This window comes from Streptomyces carminius (assembly GCF_002794255.1).
GTDB lineage: Bacteria > Actinomycetota > Actinomycetes > Streptomycetales > Streptomycetaceae > Streptomyces > Streptomyces carminius.
In genome coordinates, this window is the sequence record NZ_PGGW01000037.1 from 1 (window position 1) to 3,833 (window position 3,833).

2 protein-coding genes are annotated in these 3,833 nt (G+C 72.7%); both read right to left on the reverse strand.

What is annotated here, in order from left to right; genetic code table 11:
* The coding region (locus tag CUT44_RS08905) for a beta-ketoacyl synthase N-terminal-like domain-containing protein (RefSeq protein WP_199185660.1) at window positions 1–839 on the reverse strand (839 nt) is incomplete at its 3' end.
* Between the two features lie 28 nt (window positions 840–867).
* A partial coding sequence (locus CUT44_RS08910; RefSeq protein WP_146252192.1) for a type I polyketide synthase occupies window positions 868–3,833 on the reverse strand: 2,966 nt, incomplete at its 5' end.

The window sequence follows — 3,833 nt, forward strand, 5'->3', positions numbered from 1 at the left end:
CGTTCCAGCAGGAGGACGGCGACGCCTTCGGACCAGCCGGTGCCGTCGGCGGCGGCGGCGAAGGCCTTGCACCGGCCGTCCGCGGCCAGTCCCCGCTGCCGGGAGAAGTGCACGATCGCGTCGGGTGTGGCCATGATGGCCGCACCGCCGGCCAGTGCCAGGTCGGACTCGCCCGACCGCAGCGACTGCACGGCCAGGTGCAGCGCCACCAGTGACGACGAGCACGCGGTCTCCACCGTCACCGCCGGACCCTCGAAACCGAGGGTGTACGACACCCGGCCGGACGCCGCGCTGCCGGAGTTGCCGATGCTCAGCAGACCCTCGACCTCACGGGGCACCTCCCGCAGCGGCGGGGCGTAGTCGTAGTACATCACCCCGGTGAACACGCCGGTCCTGCTGCCGTGCAGGGAGGCCGGATCGATGCCCGCCCGTTCGACGGCTTCCCAGGACACCTCCAACAGGTGCCGCTGCTGCGGGTTGAGCGACAGCGCCTCGCGCGGGGAGATGCCGAAGAACTCGGCGTCGAAGCCGCCGGCGTCCTCCAGGAAGCCGCCCTCGCGGATGTAGGTCTTGCCGGGGGCGTCCGGATTGGGGTCGTAGAGGCCGTCGACGTCCCAGCCGCGGTCCGCGGGGAAGGCGGCGATGCCGTCCCTGCCCGCCTCCAGCAGCTCCCACAGGTCCTCGGGGGAGGCGATGCCGCCGGGCAGCCGGCACGCCATCCCCACGATGGCGATCGGCTCCTGCGAGCGGGCCTCGGCCTCCTGCAGTCTCTCCCGGGCCTGTCTGAGTTCGACGAGTGTGCGCTTCAGGTAGTCGCGAAGCCTGGTGTCATTGGTCACGGAAGGGTCCTTTACGTGTTCAGAGGGCTCAGGACAGGTCCAGTTCGGCTTCGGCCAGCCGCAGGATGTCCTCGTCGGTTGCCAGGGCGAGGTCCTGTTCGGACGGTGCGGCAGGGGTGTGCCACCTGGCCGCCAGTTTCCGGAGCCGTTCCGCTATCCGTGCGTGGTCGTCGGCCTCCAGCACCAGCTCGTCGAGCGACGTCTCGAGCCTGTGCAGCTCCGCGAGTGCCTTGGCGGTCGCCTGTCCCCCGTCGCCGCCGTCGAGCCGGAGTTCCTCCTGCAGGTGCCGGGCCAGCGCGGCGGGGGTCGGGTAGTCGAACACCAGGGTCGCCGGCAGCCGCAGGCCGGTGGTGGCGCCGATGCGGTTGCGCAGATCCACGGCGGCGAGCGAGTCGAAGCCGAGGTCCTTGAAGGCCTGCCGGCCGTCGACGGCCCCGGAACCCGCGTGTCCCAGTGTCGCCGCGGTGTGGGCGAGGACCATGTCGAGCAGCTTTCCGGACCGCTCCTGCGGAGTGATCCGGCGAAGCCGGTCGAGGAAGGAGTCCGCCGGTTCGGCGGTCGCCTGCCGCGCGGTGGGCCGGGCCTGGGGCACCAGGCCGCGGAGCACCGCGGGCGGATTCCCGGACTGCCTCAGCGCCGCGAGGCTGAGCTTGACCGGCACCAGCACCGAAGGACTGTCCGGCAGGCCGACGGTGCCCAGCGCGGTGTCGAACAGCAGCAGGCCCTCCTCGTCGCTCATCGCGAGCACATCCTGCTTGAGGTGTCCCCGGGTGCCGTCCAGGAGCGCACCGGTCATCTCGCTGGCCTGCTCCCACAGCCCCCAGGCCAGCGAGAGCCCGGGCAGACCGAGCCGCCGGCGGTACTCGGCCAGACCGTCGAGGAACCCGTTCCCCGCCGCATAGTTGCCCTGCCCGGCGTTGCCCAGCGTGCCCGAGGCGGAGGAGAACAGCACGAACGCCGCCAGGTCGAGGCCCTCGGTCAGGACATGGAGGTTCCAGGCCCCGTCGACCTTGGGCCCGAACACGGTCTCGACACGTTCGGGATCGAGCGAGGTGAACACCCCGTCGTCGAGTACGGCCGCGGTGTGGACCACCGCGGTGAGCGGATGCTCGGCCGGAACGCCCGCGAGGAGTTCCGCGACCGCGCCGCGGTCGCCGATGTCGCAGGGGGCGACGGTCACCGTGGCGCCCAGCGCGGTCAGTTCCTCCCGCAGCTCCCGTGCCAGCGGCGCGTCGAGGCCGCGTCGGCTGGTGAGCAGCAGGTGCCGTATCCCGTGGTGCGTGACCAGCCGTCGCGCCACCAGCCCGCCGAGTGTGCCGGTTCCTCCGGTGATCAGCACGGTGCCGTCGGTGTCCAGGGCGCGGCCTTCGGCACCACCGGTGCGGTCCGCGGCGCCGGGGTCCTCGCGGGTCAGCCGGGGTACGGAGACGGAGCCGCCGTGCACGGCCAGCTGCGGCTCGCCCGTGGCGACGGCCGCGGGCAGCAGTCGGCGGGACTCCGCGGTGTCGTCCAGGTCGACGAGAACGACCTGGCCGGGATTCTCCGACTGCGCGACGCGGACCAGGCCCCACACCGCGGCCATCGCCGGGTCGTGCCGCGCGTCGCGGGTGACGACCACCAGCGGAGTGTCCGGCCCGGAGCTCTGCAGGTGCTGCTGGATCTCCTTCAGCGCACGGGAGACCAGTACCCGTGAACGTTCCGGTGCTCCCTGGTCCTGCGGTTCGCCGAGCGCTGTCAGGTCCAGTAGGCCGCCGGGAACCGCATCCGGGACGGGGCCCGCCGGGGGCATCGGCAGTGCCGTCCAGTCGGTACGGAAGAGCATGCCGCCGGTGCCGTCCCGGTCGCCGATCCGGTGGACGTCGACCGGGCGCATGGTCAGTGCGCCGACTGAGGCGACCGGGGCGCCGGTGGGGTCGGTCATCTCGATGGCGAGGTCGTCGCCGCAAGGCCGGACGCGCACGCGCAGGACGGTGGCACCGGACGCGTGCAGCGCCACCCCGTTCCAGGCGAAGGGCAGCCGGGCGGGCGCGTCCGCACCACTGCGGCCCGGCAGGAAGGCGGCGGCGTGCAGGGCGGAGTCGAGCAGCGCCGGGTGGATCAGGAAGCCCGGCGAGACGTCCGCGTCCTCCGGGAGTCCGACCTCGGCGAAGACCTCCTCGCCTCGGACCCAGACCGACCGCAGACCGCGGAAGAGCGGGCCGAACTCGAAGCCGGCATCCTGCTGGTCCGCGTAGAAGCCGTCCACCGGGACCGTCTCGGCGCCGGCCGGCGGCCAGTCGGCCGGACCGTCGGCGGGGAGTGGCCGCGGGGTGCTGCTGAGGGACCCGGTGGCGTGCCGCGTCCAGGGCGCGTCGGTGGCGCCGTCCGGACGGGAGTGGACCACCACGGAGCGCACGCCGGAGCCGTCCGGCTCGTCGACGGTCACCCGCAGGTGCAGCCCGCCGGTGTCGGGTACGGTCAGCGGCGTCTCGATCACCAGCTCGGACACCGCGGTCGCACCCAGCTCGTCACCGGCGCGTATGACGAGTTCGAGCAGTGCTGTGCCGGGCACGAGGACCGTTCCGGAAACGGAGTGCTCGACCAGCCAGGGCTGCGTCCTGAGCGAGACGCGGTTGGTGAACACGGCCCTGTCCGACTCCGGCAGGCGGACGACCGCGCCCAGCAGCGGGTGCCCGCTCCCGTCGAGCCCGACCGCGCCGATGTCCGTCGCCCGGCCGTCCGTCTTCAGCCAGTAGTGCTGGTGTTGGAAGGGGTAGGTGGGTGGGGGGGTGTCGGGGGTGGGGGTGGGTGGGAGGTGCCAGGTGATGGGGTGGTGGGTGTGGGTGTGGAGGTGGGCGAGGGCGGTGTGGAAGGTGGTGGGTTCGTGTTGGTTGCGGCGGAGGGTGGGGAGGGTGAGGGTGGGGGTGGGGTGGTCTTGGAGGGTGTCTTCGATGGCCATGGTCAGCACGGGGTGGGCGCTGACTTCGATGAAGGTGTGGTGGCCGGTGTCGGCCA